13 protein-coding genes are annotated in these 18,031 nt (G+C 72.0%); 2 read left to right on the forward strand and 11 right to left on the reverse strand.

Annotation, left to right across the window (positions count from 1 at the left end; genetic code table 11):
* Positions 1–10: 10 nt before the first annotated feature.
* The 5 genes from ACYU8V_RS09075 to ACYU8V_RS09095 all read right to left on the reverse strand — a co-directional run bounded on the left by ACYU8V_RS09075 (position 11) and on the right by ACYU8V_RS09095 (position 9,798).
* Positions 11–1,120, reverse strand: a complete 1,110-nt coding sequence (locus ACYU8V_RS09075; RefSeq protein WP_460846797.1) for a substrate-binding domain-containing protein — start codon at positions 1,118–1,120, stop codon at positions 11–13.
* 26 nt (positions 1,121–1,146) lie between these two features.
* Entirely contained in the window at positions 1,147–2,901 is a 1,755-nt protein-coding gene (locus ACYU8V_RS09080; RefSeq protein WP_460846798.1) for a hypothetical protein, read from the reverse strand.
* A gap of 234 nt (positions 2,902–3,135) precedes the next feature.
* Positions 3,136–5,085, reverse strand: coding sequence for a hypothetical protein (locus tag ACYU8V_RS09085; protein WP_460846799.1), 1,950 nt, complete (start codon positions 5,083–5,085; stop codon positions 3,136–3,138).
* A gap of 446 nt (positions 5,086–5,531) precedes the next feature.
* Positions 5,532–8,453 (reverse strand): bifunctional [glutamine synthetase] adenylyltransferase/[glutamine synthetase]-adenylyl-L-tyrosine phosphorylase, encoded by a 2,922-nt coding sequence (locus ACYU8V_RS09090; protein WP_460846800.1) that lies wholly within the window; start codon positions 8,451–8,453, stop codon positions 5,532–5,534.
* 4 nt (positions 8,454–8,457) lie between these two features.
* The gene (locus ACYU8V_RS09095) at positions 8,458–9,798 is read right to left on the reverse strand and encodes a glutamine synthetase family protein (protein ID WP_460846801.1); all 1,341 of its coding nucleotides are present in this window, start codon (positions 9,796–9,798) and stop codon (positions 8,458–8,460) included.
* A gap of 109 nt (positions 9,799–9,907) precedes the next feature.
* Here ACYU8V_RS09095 and ACYU8V_RS09100 point away from each other — a divergent pair, with 109 nt between their 5' ends.
* The gene (locus tag ACYU8V_RS09100; RefSeq protein ID WP_460846802.1) at positions 9,908–10,366 is read left to right on the forward strand and encodes a hypothetical protein; all 459 of its coding nucleotides are present in this window, start codon (positions 9,908–9,910) and stop codon (positions 10,364–10,366) included.
* A gap of 58 nt (positions 10,367–10,424) precedes the next feature.
* Here the strand turns inward: ACYU8V_RS09100 and panB are convergent, their stop codons facing one another.
* Positions 10,425–11,297: a 3-methyl-2-oxobutanoate hydroxymethyltransferase gene (panB, locus tag ACYU8V_RS09105; RefSeq protein ID WP_460846804.1), complete on the reverse strand. Its 873-nt coding sequence runs from the start codon at positions 11,295–11,297 to the stop codon at positions 10,425–10,427.
* Positions 11,298–11,426: 129 nt separating this feature from the next.
* On the reverse strand, positions 11,427–11,750 hold the full coding sequence (locus tag ACYU8V_RS09110; RefSeq protein WP_460846805.1) for a YbjQ family protein: 324 nt from the start codon (positions 11,748–11,750) through the stop codon (positions 11,427–11,429).
* Positions 11,751–11,783: 33 nt separating this feature from the next.
* Here ACYU8V_RS09110 and ACYU8V_RS09115 point away from each other — a divergent pair, with 33 nt between their 5' ends.
* Positions 11,784–13,778, forward strand: coding sequence for an NAD(+) synthase (locus ACYU8V_RS09115; protein WP_460846807.1), 1,995 nt, complete (start codon positions 11,784–11,786; stop codon positions 13,776–13,778).
* A gap of 9 nt (positions 13,779–13,787) precedes the next feature.
* Here ACYU8V_RS09115 and ACYU8V_RS09120 read toward each other — a convergent pair whose 3' ends face one another.
* The 4 genes from ACYU8V_RS09120 to ACYU8V_RS09135 form a co-directional block, all read right to left on the reverse strand.
* Entirely contained in the window at positions 13,788–14,060 is a 273-nt protein-coding gene (locus ACYU8V_RS09120) for a DUF4242 domain-containing protein (protein ID WP_460846808.1), read from the reverse strand.
* Between the two features lie 93 nt (positions 14,061–14,153).
* Complete coding sequence (locus tag ACYU8V_RS09125; RefSeq protein WP_460846810.1) at positions 14,154–16,175, reverse strand: M3 family metallopeptidase; 2,022 nt, start codon at positions 16,173–16,175, stop codon at positions 14,154–14,156.
* Positions 16,176–16,192: 17 nt separating this feature from the next.
* A complete protein-coding gene (locus tag ACYU8V_RS09130; RefSeq protein ID WP_460846812.1) occupies positions 16,193–16,696 on the reverse strand; it encodes a hypothetical protein in 504 nt (167 codons plus the stop codon).
* A gap of 60 nt (positions 16,697–16,756) precedes the next feature.
* Entirely contained in the window at positions 16,757–18,025 is a 1,269-nt protein-coding gene (locus tag ACYU8V_RS09135; RefSeq protein ID WP_460846813.1) for a lysozyme family protein, read from the reverse strand.
* Between the last annotated feature and the right edge of the window lie 6 nt (positions 18,026–18,031).

Genomic DNA, 18,031 nt, shown 5'->3' on the forward strand with positions numbered 1-18,031 from the left:
GGCGTGGCGGCTAGGAGGTCTGGCCGCAGTAGCGGGCCTGCGAGCTGTCGTTGCCCAGCGGGGTGTTGCCGAACGGGATGAGCAGAGCGTCCTGGTTCTGGCACAGGTAGCCGCCGGCCTTGAACACGTTCGTCAGCTCGGCGCTCGCGTCGCTGCGCACGACGTTGTAGAACAGCCGGCCGAAGGCCGCGCTCGCGCCGGTCGCGAAGTCCGGGTTGAGCACCTGGTAGCTGGTCCCACCGAGGGTCGCGGTGGTCGTGGGCGACGTGGTGGCGTTGACCAGGCCGACCCGCGCGCCGCCGCGGTTGTCCTCGATGCCGGGCGCCTGGTTGGCCTGCGCGGCCCACTTCGTGACGGCGTACGGCGCGATGCCCTCGGGGTCGCCGTTCAGCGTGCGCCCGTCGTTCTGCTGGCTGCTGAACACCGTCGGCAGGCCGTTGCAGCCGGCGTTGACGTTGTTGAGGGTGGTGCCGATCGCCTGCAGGAAGAACGTGAGCGTCGCCGACGTCGACGGCGGCAGGTAGACGTGGATCGGACCGGCCTGGCCGCCGACCTCGCTCCAGTCCTGGATGGTGCACTCGAAGATGCCCTTGAGCTGGGTGGTCGTCAGCGGCGTGGTCGGCGCGTAGGCGTTGCCGATCGTCGCGTAGCTGACGGCGTCGCGGCTCTGCGCGTAGAACGTCAGGCTCTGCTCGGCCGCGGCGCTGCCCTTCGCCCGGCTCGACCGCACCCAGTCGATGCAGTACGGCTTGGTGGGGTCGTTGTCGACGTGCAGGTTCGACGTCAGCGCCGTGATGCCGCCGTTGGCACCGTTGGGCCGCACGATCGAGCAGCCGGGCTTGGTCGTGATGTTCTCCCCCGCCACGCCCGTCACCGGGTTGACCGCGTCGTACGACGCCAGCGTGTGGGTCGGTGCCTGCGCGTTGTACTGGACGGTGAGGTTGTTGGTCAGCTCGGCGAACGCGTCGGCGCCCACGGCTGCGTAGATCTGGTCGGCGGTGAGACCGGCCGGCGGGGTGCCGGGCACGGTCGGGTTCGGGTCGGCGTGGGCCGCCGACGTACCGGGGCCCAGCGCCAGCACGGCGCCTGCGGCCGCCGCGATCAGGGAGATTCGCTTCATGGTGTTGTCCTGTTCGGGAGGAGGGCTCAGGAGACCGTGTAGACGGCGACCGGCACGTTGACGCCGTGGCTCGCGGCACGCTTGGTGCCGGTCACGGTGACGACCACGGTGTGCGTCTTGAGGGCCCCGGTGAAGGAGAAGGTCTTGACCAGCGTCTTCGCCGACGCGGCGTACAGGTCGACGGTGGTGGCCCTGCCGTCGACGGTGATGGTGACCTTGCCGGCCTTGGGCCCGGCGAGGAACGAGATCGCGACCTTCGAGCCCCAGACGTAGGCGGTGAGCTTCGAGCCCATGGTCGCCGAGGTCAGGCCCTTCCTGGTCGGCGAGAGGCCGGTGGCGATCGCGGCCCAGGTCCCGCTGCGCTTGATCCTGCTCTCGGCGGGCGCGTGCTTGCCGGCGGCGATGTCCGCGGCCGGGACACCGCTGAGCGTCACCGGACGGGTCCGATCGGTGGTGCCGGTGCTGTCGGTGGCGTGCACCGTGAGGGTCGCGGCGCCCGTGGCGAGGGCCGTGGTCGGGACCTTCGCGGTCCAGAGGTTGCCGGTGCCCCTGGTCGCGTTGGCGGTGACCGAGCCGATGCTGACCGTGACCGCGGAGACGGCGCTTCCGGTGACGTAGGCGGTCACCGGGACCGTCGTACCGCTGATGCTGACGGTCGCGCCCCGGGTCGGCGTACGCACGAAGACCGAGGGGCCGGCGGCGGCGGCGGTGGGAGCGAGCGCGACCCCGCGGAACTCGGTGCCGGTGGGCGCCGTGGCCAGGATCTGGGGGTCCGCCGGGACCGACGAGACGGACGCACCGGTCGGGTCGTCGAGGGCGATCAGCTGGGTCGGGGTCGTGACGGCAAGGCTGACCGCACCGGACTGGACGTCGGCGACCAGGCCGGTCGCACCGGGCACGTCCACCGAGCCGGCGGACGTCCAGGACGTGCCGTCGAAGTGGTACTTGTCCACGGTGCCGGCACGCTCCGACGCGTTCGCCAGGTAGATGGTGTCGGCGGTCGTGCCGTGCCAGCCGAGGGTCGGGTCCAGGTCCAGCACCGCGTAGCCGTAGGTGAGCAGGTTGCTCGGCAGGCCGGGTACGTCGGTCAGGGTGCCGCCGCTGGAGAGGCTGAGCCGGTCGGCGAGGATCCCGCTGACGAAGGTGGCACCCGCCTGCTGGGAGAGCTCGTTCAGGTTGCTGTCGGCGGCTCCCGCAGTGACCGTGGTCGACGCGCCGCCGAGGGTCGCCTTGAGGATCCCGCCGTTGCCGCCCGTGGCCAGGACGTCGTCGCCGTTGGTCGTGAGCGCCGAGCGGACGATCGACGGGGCCGACGAGCCCGACAGCGCGGTGCTGGTGTCGACGCCGCCGTGGCCGTCGAGCAGCCCGACCACGCGCGGCGTCGTCGCGGGCGAGGTGGCGGTCAGCGAGGCGCCGGCGTCGCCGGTGGTGCCCGGTGCGGCGGCGTACCCGGTGAACGCGACGTAGCGGCCGTCGGCCGAGCGGGACAGCAGGCCCTCCGAGCGGGACTGGCCCGCTGCGGTCAGCGGACGGTTGCCGTCCGCAGCCACGGTCGGGACCGCGATCGAGCCGAGCGCCGTCCCGGTCGGGCCGTACTCGTCGAGGAAGACCGGCGCGGCCGCATTCGTCAGGGTGCCGCCGGGAGCGCCCACGCGGTAGACGACGAGGTTGCCGCCGGTGAACCCGGTGGCGTGGGCGGCCGGGCCGGAGAGCAACGGGATCGCCACAGCGGTCACGACGGCAGCCGCCGCGAACCCGGTGATGCGCGGAGATGGGCGCACGGGGACCTCACTTCAGATCGTCGGCACGACAGGCGTCGTGCAGTGGTCAGTCCCGAGAACTACCCATTGTCGAGTAACTTGGTGATGTTTAGTCGAAAACATCTGTTCTGTGCAAGTCACGGCGGTGCGACACGCCGCGAGCAGGCCCTGGGGCGTCGCTCACATCGCCCGGAAAAATGCCGAGGGCGCGCACGGCGGTGAGCCGTGCGCGCCCTCGCTGGGGCCGCGGAGGGATCAGCCGACGCCGCTCCCTGCCGGGGTACGGGTCTCCCGCGAGGCGCCCGAGGCCTCGCCCCGCCCGGCGTTGACGTAGCACCAGCCGTAGAGGGCGAGCAGGACCACCCAGGCACCCAGGACGGTGCCGTACATGACGCCCCACAACCAGCCGGGTACGCCGTCGCGGCGCTCGCGCTGCAGCAGCGACGGCTCGTAGATGAACGGCGCGCTGGTGCCGTCGGCGACCTGGACCAGCCCGGCCCGCACCGACTTGATCGACGGGTCGGCGGGGAAGTGCAGCGGCAGCGCGACCATGGCGCTCGGGGCCCGGTGCAGCCGCACCATCGTCTTCCAGTTGCCGTAGAGCGGGACCGGGTCGGCCGTCTCGTAGACGCCCTCCCCCTGCGACACCATCCGGGTCGCGAGCACGCCGCTGCCGGGGACCCGGCTGTCGTGGTCGCGCTCGCCCTGCCAGGCCAGCGCGTCGAACCACAGGGCGTTGTCGGCGGCGTCGGCCGGCGTGACCTCGATCTGCACCTTCGACAGGCAGCGGTCCTGGCCGACGCAGTTGTCGAGGTAGTGCACGGTCGCGACGATCGTGTCGCTGCCCACCGGCGCGAAGGTGGTGACGCAGCCGCCGTCGCCGCACTGCTCGCTCACCGTCGTCTGCCCGATCGCCCGCGGCACCGCGAAGATGCCCATCAGCACCAGGAAGGTGAGGACACCTCCGGTGCCGATCCAGCGCGGGATCGTGGTGGCCCGCCCGGGGGCGTCCGCGACCGTCCCGTCCGGGGCCGCCGTGCGCAGCAGCAGCGTCGCCCACGCGAGGCCGAGCAGGCCGGCGCCGAGGCCGGACACCGCGGCGGCGGCGAGCAGGAACGGCAGGTGGTCGGCCGGCGGCGGCAGCGGGATCGGCATGAAGACCTTCATCCAGACCTGCTCGGTCAGCATCCCGATCGCGCCGGCGAGCGCGCCGGCGGTCGCGGCGAAGGCCGCGCCGTGCTTCTTGAAGCCCATCGCGACCAGCTCGATGACGATCGCCGCGCCCAGGTAGAGAAGGAAGCGGGCGTGGTGGATGTGCGGCAGCGGGGCGGTCATGGCGAGGATGGCGAGCCGGATGACGACGTACACGCTCCAGCCGAAGAGCGCTCCCCCGCGACCCAGCACGATGCGGGTGCCGACGAAGATCCAGCCGGTGAGCAGGGCGCTGATGATGTAGAGCGTCACCTCGGGGAACTGCGGGATGCCGAGGTCGAACTCCATCAGGAACGCGGTCGGGATGATGCACGAGCCCATCGCGAAGGCCAGCGACAGCCGCGGGTAGCGGCCGCCGAGGAACGGCCTGCCGGCCTGCGCGCTCTCGGCCAGGAACAGCGGCAGCGAGAGGAAGGAGGTGACCGCGCCGCCGATCATCATGGTGTGCGTCGGGCCCCACTCGGTCACGTCCTGGCCGAAGAGGCGGTGCCAGACGTCGTCGAGGGGGAAGCCGAGCGCCGCGATCAGGCCGGCGGCGGTGAGGACGACGGGCGCCATCGGCACCCGCCAGGTGGAGGTGATCTTGAGGGTACGACGCGGCAGGTCCTGCCGCGCGAGCGTGGCCGCCATGACGCCGGCCATCAGGAACAGCAGGATGCCGAGCAGGATCGGGTAGTGCGACGGGTTCGCCAGCGGACCGGGGTCCCGCCCCTTCTGCATGTGCGTCGGGACGTCCCAGTACACCCCGAACCCGCACGACAGCAGGCTCACGTAGGTCAGCGCGAACGGCAGCGCCGCCCACCGCGCCAGGCCGCTCTTGTCCGCACACCAGTCGGCGACCCGGCCGATCACCGTCGGGTGCCCGCCGGACTCCCGCCAGACGAACCACGCCAGCGGCAGGTACAGCACCGCACACATCGCGAACGCGATCAGGATCTGGTCCGTGGGCGCGCCACCGGCGGGCGGGGACACCGTTGTCTCCAAGGTGATCATGACCCGATGGTAGGACCGCGGACGCCCGGAGGGGAACATGTTCTGCGACACGCTGTAGCACTAACTTCCGCAAGCGGTCGGAGAAGGTACGAAAGCCGTGCGCCAGACCGACGCAACCACCGACCCGCGGGGTCAGCGAAGGTACGAAGGTCTTGCCGCCAGATCGACGCAACCACCTCAGGAAGCCAACCGCGAAAGGGCCGCAGGGCCGGCAGCGTGGCGCCGCCGGCGCCGGTTGCCGAGCGTGACTCGGCCGGGAGCGAAGGGAGCGCCAGCGACCGGAGCGAGCGGCCGAGTCACGCGAGGCAAGGCGCCGAAAGCGGCGACACGCTCGGCCCGCAGGCCCCAGAAAAAGTACGTCGGGCCGCGACCTCTGGGGGGGTCGGTCGCGGCCCGACGGATCAACTATGTCACACCAGCCCCACGGTGCAAACACCCGTCACGGATCAGTCCCAAAAAACTCTGTCGACCACCGAACGCGCACGTCGTGTCGCACGTAAGTAGTCGTTGACGACCTCGTCGGTGTGGTCCAGGGGGTAGCCGAGGATGAGCGCGACGGCTCGACGTTCGAGCGGCGCGCGGGGGAACTGGTCCCCCGGCTTGCCCCGCGCGAGGACCAGCGCGTTGCGGACCCGGCTGGCCATCCGCCATGCGTTGCCGAGGGTCTCGGCGTCGTCGGGGTCGAGCAGCCCGGTCCCCGCGGCGACGGCGAGTGCGGCGAGGGTCTGGGTGGTGCGCAGGCCGGGGACCTCCGCGCCGTGGCGCAGCTGGAGCAGCTGGACGGTCCACTCGATGTCGGCGAGGGCGCCGCGCCCCAGCTTGAGGTGCAGCGCGGGGTCGGCGCCGCGGGGCAGCCGCTCGTCGTCGACCCGGGCCTTGATCCGGCGGATCTCGCGGATGTCGGCGTCGCTCAGTCCCGCCGCCGGGTAGCGCAGCGGGTCGATGAGGGCGGTGAACCGGGCCCGCAGGTCCTCGTCGCCGACGATCGCGTCGGCGCGCAGCAGTGCCTGCGCCTCCCACACGGCCGACCACTTGGCGTAGTAGGCGGCGTAGGCGTCGAGGGAGCGGACGAGCGCGCCCTGCCTGCCCTCGGGACGCAGGTCGGCATCGACCACGAGCGCGGGGTCGGGGCCCGCGACGCCGAGGGTGCGGCGTACCTCCTCGGCGACGGCCTTGGCGAAGCCGGACGCGACGTGCGCGTCGGCGCCCTCGACGGCGTCGTGCACGAACATCACGTCCGCGTCGGAGCCGTAGGAGAGCTCGAAGCCGCCGTAGCGGCCCATCGCGACGATCGCCATCGCGGTCGGCGGCGCGTCGAGGCCGCGCGCGCGGGTGACCGAGGCGAGGGCGGCGTCGAGCGTCGCGGCGAGGGTGGCGTCGGTGAGCCGGGTGAGTCCGTAGCCGACGTCGGTGACGTCGATCAGCCCGAGTACGTCGCCGGCGGCGATCCGCAGCAGCTCCCGGCGGCGTACGGCGCGGATGGCGCGGGTCGCCTTGTCCAGGTCCTCCTGCCGACCGGCGGTCGCGAGCATCTCCTCGCGCATCTGCGCGGCGGCGAGCGGACGCAGGTCCCCGCCGAGCAGGCGTACGCCGGCGGGCTCCCGCTCGAGCAGGCCGGTGCAGTAGCGGGAGGTCGACAGGACGTGCGCCAGGCGCTCGGCCACCTCGCCCTCGTCGCGCAGCGTGCTGAGGTACCACGGCGTGCTGCCCAGGGCCTCGCTGAGCCGGCGGAAGCCGAACAGGCCGCCGTCGGGGTCGGCGCCGTCGGCGAACCACTGCAGCATCGCGGGCAGCAGGGCCCGTTGGATCTGGGCGGTCCGGGTCACGCCGACGGTGAGGAACTCCAGGTGGCGCAGCGCGGCCTGCGGGTCGGCGTACCCCAGTGCGGCGAGGCGCTCGACCGCCGCCTCGGGCGAGAGCCGCGCCTCGTCGGTGGCGATCCGGGCGACGGCGGTGAGGAGCGGCCGGTAGAACAGCTTCTGGTGCAGCCGGGTCACCTCGCGCCGCTGCGCGAGCCACTCCTGCTCCAGCCGTTCGGCCGAGTCGCGGAACAGCCGCAGGCTGCGCCCGAGCCGGCGCAGCGACTCCTCGTCGGAGGGCAGCAGGTGGGTGCGCTGCAGCCGGGAGAGCTGGATGCGGTGCTCGAGCTGGCGCAGGAACGCGTAGGCGCGGTGCAGCGCGTCGCCGTCCTCGCGCCCGACGTACCCGCGGCGGGTGAGCGCCGCCAGGGCCGACAGCGTGGTGCCCGAGCGGATCTCGTCGTCGGTGCGTCCGTGCACCAGCTGCAGCAGCTGCACCGCGAACTCGACGTCGCGCAGGCCGCCGACACCGAGCTTGAGCTCGCGGTCGGCGTCCTTGGCGGGGATGTGGTCGACGACCCGGCGGCGCATGGCGCGCGCCGCGTCCACGAAGCCGTCGCGGTCGGCGGCGGCCCACACCATCGGCTGGGTCATCGCCACGAATTCCCGGCCGAGCTCGAGGTCGCCCGCCACCGCGCGGGCCTTGAGCAGCGCCTGGAACTCCCAGGTCTCCGCCCACCGCTCGTAGTAGCCCTGATGGCTGGCCAGGGTCCGGCTGAGCGGACCGGCCTTGCCCTCGGGCCGCAGGTTCGCGTCGACCGGCCAGATCGTGCCCTCGGCGGTGTGGTCCGAGCACACCCGCATCAGCTGGGACGCGAGTCGCGAGGCGACCTGCGCGTCGCCCTCGTGCACGAAGATCACGTCCACGTCGGAGACGTAGTTGAGCTCGTGACCGCCGCACTTGCCCATGGCCACGATCGCCAGGCGCGTCCCGTCGGCCGCCGGCCCCACCCGCTTGCGGGCCACCGCGAGGGCGGCGTCGAGGGTGCCCGCGGCGAGATCGGCGAGCTCGGCCGCCGCGTCGTCGACGGCCAGGTCGTGGGTGAGGTCGCGGGCCGCGATCCGCAGCAGGTGCCGGCGGTACTCCACCCGCAGGGCGTCGCACGCCTCCGCGTCGGGGCGCCCCTCGACGGCGGCGAGCAGCCTCGCGCGCAGGTGGTACGCCGGCGGGCGGGTCGAGCCCATGGTCGGGTCGGCCAGCTCCCGCCACTGCTCGGGGTGGCCCACCAGGTGGTCGGCCAGCGCGCTGCTCGCGCCGAGCACGCACAGCAGCCGCATCGCCGTACCCTCGTCGGCGGCGATACCAGCGACCATCGCCGGGCCGTCGTCGCCGAGCGCCGCTGCGAGCCGGCCCAGGGCCGCGAGGGCGGCGTCCGGGTCGGCCGTGCGGCCGAGGTAGGCCAGCAGGGCGTCGCCGTCGCGGCCGAGCTCGTCGAGCCCGGCCCGCGCCCGGTCGATGTCGGCGAACCCGGCCCGGATCAGGGCGAGCCGGGACGCGGAGCGCGCCATGTCCTTACAGGACCGGCAGCATCCGGTCGCGCTCGAACGCCGACACCTGACCGCGGTACTCGTCCCACTCGGCGCGCTTGTTGCGCAGGAAGAAGTCGAAGACCTGCTCCCCCAGCGTGTCGGCGAGCAGCTCGGAGTTCTCGGCCACGTGGATGGCGTCGATCAGGTTCTTCGGCAGCGGGTCGATCCCCAGCGCGCGGCGCTCACGGTCCGACAGCGCCCAGACGTTGTCCTCGGCCTCGGGTGGCAGCTCGTAGCCCTGCTCGATGCCCTTGAGCCCGGCGGCCAGGATCGCGGCGTAGGCGAGGTAGGGGTTGCAGGCACTGTCGATGGTGCGCAGCTCGATGCGCGCCGACTGGCCCTTGTTGGGCTTGTACATCGGCACCCGCACCATGGCCGAGCGGTTGTTGTGCCCCCAGCAGACGTACGACGGGGCCTCGCCGCCGGTCATCATCCGCTTGTAGGAGTTGACCCACTGGTTGGTGACCACGCTGATCTCGCCGGCGTGGTGCAGGATCCCCGCGATGAACATCCGCGCGGTCTTGGACAGCTGGTACTCCGCGCCCGCCTCGTAGAAGGCGTTCTGGTCGCCCTCGAACAGGCTGACGTGGGTGTGCATGCCGGAGCCCGGGTGCTCGGTGAAGGGCTTGGGCATGAAGGTCGCCCAGCAGCCCTGGCTGAGCGCGACCTCCCGGATGACCGTGCGGAAGGTCATGATGTTGTCGGCGGTGGTCAGCGCGTCGGCGTACCGCAGGTCGATCTCCTGCTGTCCCGGGCCGCCCTCGTGGTGGCTGAACTCCACCGAGATGCCCATCGCCTCGAGCATGGTGATCGCCTCGCGGCGGAAGTCCGAGCCGTGCGAGTGGACGGTGTGGTCGAAGTAGCCGCTGCGGTCCAGCGGGACCGGCTTCTTGCCCTTCTGCGGCTCGTCCTTGAACAGGTAGAACTCGACCTCGGGGTGGGTGTAGAAGGTGAAGCCCTGCTCGGCCGCCTTCGACAGGGTCCGCTTGAGGACGTTGCGCGGATCGGCGTACGACGTGGAGCCGTCGGGCATCACGATGTCGCAGAACATCCGCGCCGTCGCGGGACCCTCCATGCTGCGCCACGGCAGGATCTGGAAGGTGCTCGGATCCGGCAGCGCGAGCATGTCGGCCTCGTAGACCCGCGCGAAGCCCTCGATCGCCGAGCCGTCGAACCCGATGCCCTCGCTGAAGGCGCCCTCGAGCTCCGCCGGCGCCACCGCGACGGACTTCAGGAACCCGAGCACGTCGGTGAACCACAGCCGCACGAACCGGACGTCACGCTCTTCGAGTGCGCGGAGTACGAAGTCCTCTTGCTTGCCCATGGCCGCAGCCTAGTGCCGCGGCGGTGACCTCTTGTTGCGCGGGCGTGACGGATCTACCGTCGTTGGAGACGCCCCCTATTGGAGAGGACACCGAGTCGAGGAGGCCACCATGGCCACCACCCACCCGTGGGACCACATGGTCCACGACATGCGCGAGGAGATGCACGACCTCGCCAACCTGCCCGACATGACCGCCGACCGCCAGGCCTTCCTGGCGATGTGGGCGACCTTCGTGGCGCTGCCGCTGATCTTCGGGATCGACAAGCTCAGCCACTTCATGACCAACACCTGGGACGGGTACGTCGCCGTGTGGGCGAACAACTTCCTGCCCGGGACCGCCCACCAGGCCGTGATCGGCGTCGGCATCGTCGAGATCGTGCTCGCCGTGGTCGTGCTGCTCGCCCCGCACGCCGGCGGCGACCTGCTCGGCCTGCTCTACGTGCTGCTGGCGATCAACCTGTTCGGCGTCAGCGACATGCACCACCTCGCGATCGGGATGCTGGCCCTGGCCTTCTGCTCCTTCGCGATGGGGCGGATGGCGCGCGGCGACCACCGACGAGAGGCCTAGCGCCACGCCGCGTAGTTGTGAGAGTGACCCAGAGGTCACTCTCACAACTACGCGCGCATCAGAACGTGTGGTCGATGCCCGGGAAGGTGCCGGCCTTCACCTCGGCCGCGTAGGCCTGCGCGCCCGTCAGCAGCTGCGTGCGTACGTCGGCGAAGGTCTTCACGAACCGGGGCAGCCGGCCGTCGGCCGGGCCGCGGATGCCCATCGCGTCGGTCCAGACCAGCACCTGGCCGTCGCACCCCGCGCCGGCACCGATGCCGATCGTCACGATCGGGAGCTCCTTGCTGATCTGCTCGGCGATGTCCCCGGGCACCATCTCCATGACGACGCCGAAGGCGCCCGCCTCGGCCACGGCCCGCGCGTCGGCGATCACCTTGTCGGCCGCGGCGCCGCGGCCCTGCACCCGGTAGCCGCCCAAGGCGTGCTCGGACTGCGGGGTGAAGCCGATGTGCGCGAAGACGGGGATGCCCCCGGCGACGAGCTTGGCGATGGTCGGCGCCATCTCGGCACCGCCCTCCAGCTTCACGGCGTGGGCCAGACCCTCCTTCATGAAGCGCGTCGCGGTCGCGTAGGCCTGCTCGGGCGAGCCCTGGTAGGAGCCGAAGGGCAGGTCGCCGAGGACCATCGCCCGCCTGGTGGACCGGGCCACGGCCCGCGTGAGCGGGATCAGCTCGTCGACCGTGACCGGCAGCGAGGTCTCGTAGCCGTAGACGTTGTTCGCGGCGCTGTCCCCCACGAGCAGGATGTCGATCCCTGCCTCGTCGAAGATGCGGGCGGTGTACATGTCGTACGAGGTCAGCATCGTGACCTTCTCGCCGCGGGCCTTCATCTCGGCCAGGTGGTGTGTCCGGACCTTCTTCACCGGCGCTGCGCTCGCCGCGCTCGATGCGCCGGTGCCGTAGGGCGCCGTCTCCTCAGCGGAGTTGCTCATGGGTCTGCTCCTTGAATCTCGCGGCCCGCACGCGCGGGTCCACGGACCGATGTGAACGACTCAAACGCTAGTGCCCGCCCGGCGACCCGGCGAGGTGTCGCTGGTCACCCCGACGGGCCCCGATCGGGGTCAGGCCAGCGGGGCGATCGTGACGGCCGTGCCGTAGGCGCAGACCTCGATGCCGGTGCCGGCGAACTCGGTGGTCTCGAAGCGGAAGGCCACGACGGCGTTGGCGCCGCGGGCCTCCGCCTCCTGGGCGAGTCGGGCCAGCGCCTCCTGGCGGCAGTCGTGCAGCAGCGTGGTGATGCCCTTGAGCTCGCCGCCGGCGAGGGCCTTGAAGCTGGCTCCGAGGTTCGATCCGACGTTGCGGGACCGGACGGTGAGGCCGAAGGTCTCGCCGAAGGTGTGGGTGATGCGGGCGCCGGGGACGTCGTTGGTCGACACGATGATCATGAGCGTGAGGCTAGCCCTGTCTAGGCTGGGGACGTGGACTTCTACTCGGCGTACGCACAGGGATTCGCACGCGTGGCTGCGGTGACCCTCCCCGTCGCCGTCGCCGACCCGGCGACCAACGCCGCCCGCACCCTGGAGCAGGCGCGCCTGCTGCACGACGAGGGCGTGGCCGTGGCGGTGTTCCCGGAGCTCGGGCTGACCGGGTACGCCGTCGACGACCTGTTCCTCCAGGACACCCTGCTGGACGCCGTCGAGGAGGCCCTCGTCGAGCTGACCGTCGCCTCGGCCGAGCTGCGGCCGGTGCTGGTGATCGGGGCTCCGCTGCGCAGCGGCAACCGCGTCTACAACTGTGGCGTCGTGATCCACCGCGGCGAGGTCCTCGGTGTCGCGCCGAAGTCGTACCTGCCGACGTACCGCGAGTTCTACGAGGCCCGCTGGTTCGCCTCCGGGGCGCCGATCTGCGGCCAGGACTCGGTGATCGACCTGAACGGCGCCGAGGTGCCCTTCGGCAACGACCTGATCTTCACCGCGACCGACGTGCCCGGCCTCCGCCTCCACGTCGAGGTGTGCGAGGACATGTGGGTGCCGATCCCGCCGAGCGCGAGCGCGGCGCTCGCCGGCGCCACGGTGCTGGCCAACCTGTCCGGCAGCCCGATCACGATCGCCCGCGCGGCCGACCGGCACCTGCTCGCCAAGAGCGCGAGCATGCGCTGCGACGCGGCGTACGTCTACGCGGCGGCCGGCCAGGGCGAGTCGACCACGGACCTGTCGTGGGACGGCCAGACGATGATCTACGAGATGGGCGACCTCCTGGCCGAGGGCGACCGCTTCCCCGGCGAGGCGCGCCGCACCATCGCCGACATCGACCTGGACCGGATCCGGCAGGAGCGGATGCGCCAGGGCACCTTCGACGACAACCGCCACGGCGAAGGCGTGCAGATGTCGCACTACCCCTCGATCGAGTTCACCCTCGAGCCCCCCGCCGGCGACATCGGCCTGCGTCGCAAGGTCGCGGGCTTCCCCTTCGTCCCCGACGACCCGGCCCGGCTGGCCCAGGACTGCTACGAGGCCTACAACATCCAGGTCTCGGGCCTGGAGCAGCGCCTCGCCGCGATCGGCCAGCCGAAGGTCGTCATCGGCGTCAGCGGCGGCCTGGACTCCACGCACGCGCTGATCGTGGCCGCCAAGGCCATGGACCGCCTCGGCCGCCCGCGCAGCGACATCCACGCCATCACCATGCCGGGCTTCGCCACCGGGGAGACGACGAAGTCCTACGCGACGACGCTCGCCACGAAGCTGGGCTGCACCTTCGCCGAGCTCGACATCCGGCCCGCCGCGGAGCAGATGCTCAAGGACCTCGGCCACGCCTACCCCGGCGGCGACGCCGAGGTCGACCCGTCGGTCTACGACATCACCTTCGAGAACGTGCAGGCCGGGCTGCGCACCGACTACCTGTTCCGGCTCGCCAACCACCGCGGCGGCATCGTGCTCGGCACCGGCGACCTCTCCGAGCTGGCCCTGGGCTGGTGCACGTACGGCGTCGGCGACCAGATGTCGCACTACAACGTCAACGCGGGCGTGCCGAAGACGCTGATCCAGCACCTCATCCGCTGGGTGATCAGCACCAACCAGCTCGACGACGTCGACGAGGTGCTCCAGGCGATCCTCGAGCAGGAGATCACCCCCGAGCTGATCCCCGGCAGCGAGCAGAGGACCGAGGACAGCGTCGGGCCGTACGCGCTGCAGGACTTCAACCTCTACTACACGCTGCGGCGCGGCTACCGGCCCAGCAAGATCGCCTTCCTCGCCCACCACGCCTGGGGTGGGACCTACGACCTCGCCACCGTGCGGAAGTGGCTCGAGGTCTTCGTGCGGAGGTTCTTCAGCAGCCAGTTCAAGCGGTCGGCGCTCCCGAACGGGCCGAAGGTGAGCCCCGGCGGCACCATGTCGCCGCGTGGCGACTGGCGGATGCCGTCGGACGCCTCCCCCGCCGCCTGGCTGGCGGAGCTGGAGAACATCCCCCGCTGAGCCGGCGGCTCAGTGGTAGAAGTACGGGTCGAGGACCGACACCTCGGTGATCGAGTCGACCGGGAGGCCGGTGGTCTCCGCCGCCGCGCGGATGGCGTCCGGGCTGGGACCGTCGTAGATGCAGAACGTCGTGGTCTTGTCGGTGCTGACGTAGGAGTGCACCCAGGTCACGTCGTGACCGAGGTTGCCCTGCACGACGTTGCTGCACGCGGCGGCGCCGTCGGCATTGGTGGGGATGGCGAGGCCGTCGGCGAACGTGCGCTGGACCATGTAGCGAGGCATCGGGTGCTCCTTCTTCGGGATGGATTTTCAGGCTAGGCCCGTCCCACCCCTCCGGCATCGGGTGAATGCCGGATGTCTAGCCCAGTGGTCCGGTCAGGCCAGCCCGCGCCGCTCCAGCAGCGGCTCCAGCGGAGCCGGCCGCCCGCGCCACTCGCGGTACGACGCCAGCGGGTCGCGGGTGCCGCCGATGCCGATCACGTGGCGACGGAAGAGGTCGCCGTTGGCACGCGTCGGGCCGCCGTTGTCGGTGAACCACGCCGCCGTGTCCGCGTCCAGCACCTCGCTCCAGATGTAGCCGTAGTAGGCCGCGTCGTAGGAGAACTGGAAGGCGTGCGCGAAGTACGCCGTGGAGTAGCGCGGCGGCACCGCCGGGTCGTCCAGACCGACCGCCGCCAGGGCCGCCGCCTCGAAGCCGGCGACGTCCTCGACACTCGCCGGGACGTCCTCGGGAGCGAGCGAGTGCCAGGCGAGGTCGAGCAGCGCGGCCGCGAGGTACTCCCCCGTCGCGTAGCCCTGGTTGAACGTCTCGGCCGCCCGGATCCGATCGACCACGCCGTCGGGCAGCGGCTCGCCGGTGGCGTGGTGGACGGCGTACCGCTGCAGGACCGAGGGCCACAGCATCCACATCTCGTTCACCTGCGAGGGGAACTCCACGAAGTCCCGGAACACCGCGGTGCCCGCGAACTTGGGGTACGTCGCGTGCGCCAGCAGCCCGTGCAGCGCGTGCCCGAACTCGTGGAACAGGGTGCTCGTCTCGTCGAAGGTGAGCAGGGTCGGCTCGCCGGCCGCGGGCTTGGGCACGTTGAGGTTGTTGAACACGACGGCGGTGTCCGAGCCGCCCAGGCTGGAGCGGCGCACGAAGCTGCTCATCCAGGCGCCGCCGCGCTTGGAGTCGCGGGTGTAGAGGTCGAGCAGGAAGAGGCCGACGGGCGTCCCGTCCTGCTCGAAGACCTCGAAGACCCGGACGTCGGGGTGGTAGCCGGGCAGGTCGGGGCGCTCGGTGAAGGTGATCCCGAACAGCTCGGTGGCGGCCCGGAAGACGCCGTCGACGAGCACCCGCTCGGCCTCGAACCAGGGCCGCAGCGCGGCGAGGTCGACGTCGTGCTGCTCGGCACGGACCCGCTCGGCGTGAAAGGGCCAGTCCCACGCCTCGATCGGGAAGCCCGCCGACGCGGACAGCGCCTCGTGCTCGGCCCGGATGTTGCGGGCGACCGCCGGCGCGAGCCGGTCCAGCATCGCGCGCACCGCGGCCGGGGTCCCGGCGGTGTTGTCCGCGGTCACCGACGAGGCGTGGTCGGCGAAGCCCAGCAGCCGCGCCCGCTCCGCTCGGAGTCGTACGACGTCCAGCACGATCTGCCGGGTGTCGTGCTCGCCGCCGCGGCTGCCGCGCGCACGCTGGGCGCCCAGCAGCCGGCGGCGTACGTCCCGGTCGGTCAGGGAGGCCAGGTGCGGGTGGGCCGTCGGCAGGACCAGGGTGATCAGGTAGCCGTCGAGCCCGCGCGCGACCGCGGCCTCGCGGGCGGCCGAGATCTCGCTCGGGGTCAGCCCGTCCAGCTCCTCCTCGCTCTCGACGTGCACCGCGAGGTCGTTGGCCTCGGCCTGCAGCGCGATGCCGAAGCGGGTGGACAGGGTCGAGAGCTGCTCGTTGATCTCCTTGAGCCGGGCCTTGTCGGACTCGTCCAGACCGGCGCCGGCCACGGTCATCTCGGTGACGTAGCGCTGGACCAGGTAGGCCTGCTCGTCGGTCAGCCCCGCCTCTCCGGCGACCGCGGAGATCCGCGCGAACAGGTCGGAGTCGAGGGTGATCGCGTCCGCGTGCGCGGCCAGCTGCGGGGAGAGCTCCGCCTGCAGGGCGTCGATGACGTCGTTGGTGTCGGCGCTGGACCGGTTGAAGAACACCGACAGCACCCGCTCCAACGGGAGACCGCTCAGCTCGAGCGGCTCCAGGGTGTTCGCGAACGTCGGCGGCGCCGGGTCGGCGACGATCGCCGCCACGGCGGCGCGCTGCCCTGCCATCGCCTCGGCGATGGCAGGGCCGAACGCGTCGTCGGTGAACGCCTCGAACCGGGGCAGCTGGTAGGGCAGGTCGCTCGGCTCGAGGAGGGCGTTCACCATGCGCCGATGCTAGGACCTCACTGGTTGTAGGTCTCGGTGATGTTCGCGCCCTGCGACTTGGCGAGCGAGGTCATCGCGGTCACCGAGGAGGCGATGGTACCGAGGGAGTTGAGGTCGCCGTGCTTGAGCTTGGACCCCAGGTTGCTCACCAGGTCGCTGAGCTCGGCCATCTGCTTGCCGATCGCGTTGCACAGCGTCGGATCGGCCTTGACGTTGTCGGCGGCGTTGCTGATGTAGTGCGCCGCCACGCCGCCCGCGATCGCGGCCTTGCCGAGCGCGAGGAGCCGGTGGTGAGCGCCCTTCTGGAAGCTTCCGGCCTTGTAGGGCTTCCAGATCCAGTGGTGGAAGCTGCCGAACGCGATGCCCAGGTCGGCGGCGAGGCGGACCTTCGGGAAGGCCTTGGTGTTGTCGGTGGGGCAGGAGAAACCGGCCGCCGTGTTGCTCGGCGCCGCCTCCTTGCCGCAGGCCGAGACGGTGAAGGCCAGCATGAGTGCGGCCAGGACGAGTGCGATACGACGCATGGTTCCCCCTTGGTGATGCGCCTGCCCCGAGTCGGGCGGCTCAGGGGACGCTACCGCAGGTCAGGAGGTGGGGTCGGTCGCCGCCGGGTCGGTCGCCGCCGGGTCGGTGGCCGGGTCGGTGGCCGGGGCCACGTCGCTGGCCGCCGTCGGGTCGCCGGCCGGGGTCGGGTCGCTCGCCGGCGTCGGGTCCGGCGTGGGCGTCGGGTCCGGGGTCGGCGTCGGGTCCGGCGTCGGAGTCGGGTCCGGGGCCGGCGTCGGAGTCGGGTCCGGCGTCGGGTCCGGCGTCGGAGTCGGGTCCGCCGGCGGCGTCGGGTCCGTCGTACCGCCGGAGCTCGGGGCCACGCCCGCCGCTGTGCCGTGGACCGAGGCGCCGCCCTGGACATCGCTCTCGTGAACCGCGTGCTGCAGCGTCGTCGTGTGCGGGCGGACGGTCGTGCCCGCATGCTCGTCGCACCCGCAGACCTGCGGCATCTGCAGCGGGATCACCACGCCGCCCTCGGGCAGCACCGACGGCATCGTCGCGGCCTGGTGCGCGTAGCGCTTCGCCAGGATCCGCACCGTCCGGGCGAACCCGCGGGCGTCCTCGTACTTCCTCAGCTCGGTGCGGAGGACGGTCGCCTTGCGCAGGTCGTCTCCGTCCGCGCACAGGACGATGGCCGCCCCCAGAGCGGCATCGTCGAGGTCCTGGGGGTTGCGTCGGCCGTCGGCGTCGGCGTCGACAGCAACCTGGGTCCAGGTCTGCGGGAGCAGGGCCATCGGGCCGACGGGGGCGTCGTACCGCTGGTTGTGGTCGAGGCGTCCGGCGTCGGTGTCGTCGACCGCGCCCCGTCCCTGCTTGCCGTTCTCGGGGGTGCCGACGATGCCCGGCCGCACGAGGCCCTTCGCGGTCACCCGGTGGGCGCGGCCGGCAGCGTCGACCGTGCCGTGGTCGGACTCGACGCGCCCGATGGCGGCGAGGACGGTCCAGTCCAGGTGACAGGTGGCGGCGGCGTCGATGATGGTCGCGGCGCGCTGGTACGCCGCCAATGCGGGCTCGGCGACCTCGGTCACCGGGCCCGGGAAGTCGGCAGGACGCCCGACGGCGTCGCGGCGGGCGCTGGGCCGCGGCTGGCGGTGCGCGCGGACGGCCGCGCGGCGTACCGACACGGCGGGGACGGGGATCTCGGGCGCAGCGACGGTCATCGGCCGGTCGACCGGTCCGCGCGTCGAGGAGGCGAGCGGGGTGATCGAGGAGGGCCCGTAGGCGCCGGTGGCGACGACGGCCCCGGCAACGCCGAGCACGCTCAATCGCTGCACCCACCGGTACTTCGGCTGGTCGTTCCTGCTCATCCCACA

The organism is Nocardioides ultimimeridianus (genome assembly GCF_054777895.1).

Excerpts from the sequence above, each read along its gene's own strand:
- ACYU8V_RS09075 (WP_460846797.1), bottom strand. The coding sequence starts at position 1,120 with ATGAAGCGAATCTCCCTGATCGCGGCGGCCGCAGGCGCCGTGCTGGCG.
- ACYU8V_RS09085 (WP_460846799.1), bottom strand. The coding sequence starts at position 5,085 with ATGATCACCTTGGAGACAACGGTGTCCCCGCCCGCCGGTGGCGCGCCC.
- ACYU8V_RS09090 (WP_460846800.1), bottom strand. The coding sequence starts at position 8,453 with ATGGCGCGCTCCGCGTCCCGGCTCGCCCTGATCCGGGCCGGGTTCGCC.
- ACYU8V_RS09095 (WP_460846801.1), bottom strand. The coding sequence starts at position 9,798 with ATGGGCAAGCAAGAGGACTTCGTACTCCGCGCACTCGAAGAGCGTGAC.
- ACYU8V_RS09100 (WP_460846802.1), top strand. The coding sequence starts at position 9,908 with ATGGCCACCACCCACCCGTGGGACCACATGGTCCACGACATGCGCGAG.
- panB (WP_460846804.1), bottom strand. The coding sequence starts at position 11,297 with ATGAGCAACTCCGCTGAGGAGACGGCGCCCTACGGCACCGGCGCATCG.
- ACYU8V_RS09110 (WP_460846805.1), bottom strand. The coding sequence starts at position 11,750 with ATGATCATCGTGTCGACCAACGACGTCCCCGGCGCCCGCATCACCCAC.
- ACYU8V_RS09120 (WP_460846808.1), bottom strand. The coding sequence starts at position 14,060 with ATGCCTCGCTACATGGTCCAGCGCACGTTCGCCGACGGCCTCGCCATC.
- ACYU8V_RS09125 (WP_460846810.1), bottom strand. The coding sequence starts at position 16,175 with ATGGTGAACGCCCTCCTCGAGCCGAGCGACCTGCCCTACCAGCTGCCC.
- ACYU8V_RS09130 (WP_460846812.1), bottom strand. The coding sequence starts at position 16,696 with ATGCGTCGTATCGCACTCGTCCTGGCCGCACTCATGCTGGCCTTCACC.
- ACYU8V_RS09135 (WP_460846813.1), bottom strand. The coding sequence starts at position 18,025 with ATGAGCAGGAACGACCAGCCGAAGTACCGGTGGGTGCAGCGATTGAGC.